This is a genomic window from Massilia genomosp. 1, assembly GCF_011682185.1.
GTDB classification, from domain to species: Bacteria; Pseudomonadota; Gammaproteobacteria; order Burkholderiales; family Burkholderiaceae_D; genus Telluria_A; species Telluria_A rubra.
In genome coordinates this window covers 1-422 of record NZ_WHJF01000409.1, presented here as the reverse complement: position 1 = coordinate 422, position 422 = coordinate 1, and the positions used below count along the sequence as shown (strand labels likewise).

The following is a 422-nucleotide window of genomic DNA, read 5'->3' as shown; positions in this document are numbered from 1 at the left end:
TCATCGAGACTTGCCGCAAGCGGGCCGTTTCCTCCTGGGTCTACATCGCCACTGTGATCGCCGCCGCCAGAAAGGGCGTCGCCACACCCTCGCTGCCGCCGATTCCGTCCGGGACGTGAACGGTTACTCACATTTGACGAGCGGAAAATTTCAAGTCCGATAGGCTACAAGGTAAGTGCTGAATAAATCGCCTTTTGAAAAATCGACCCCCTCACAAATTGATTGCTTGCGCGCCGAAGCTCTCAAAATTTTTAATTAATCGGCGGTTCCAAAGTTCCCGTCTTCTGTGCGTCATTAGAGCCAATTGCAAAACGATTTTTCTGAACTGGCCGACATCAGGAGAGCACGATTTTTCATCGCTTTTTCGTGATATCGGAGGAAATCTGATCGGTTACGGCGGCGGAATCATGGCTAATCTCATT

At 50.5% G+C, this 422-nt stretch carries 1 protein-coding gene; it reads left to right on the top strand.

The window, feature by feature from the left end; translation table 11 throughout:
* Nucleotides 1-194: 194 nt before the first annotated feature.
* Nucleotides 195-422, top strand: a 228-nt coding sequence (locus tag F1735_RS36090) for a hypothetical protein (protein ID WP_222853199.1), incomplete at its 3' end; no start/stop codon positions are given.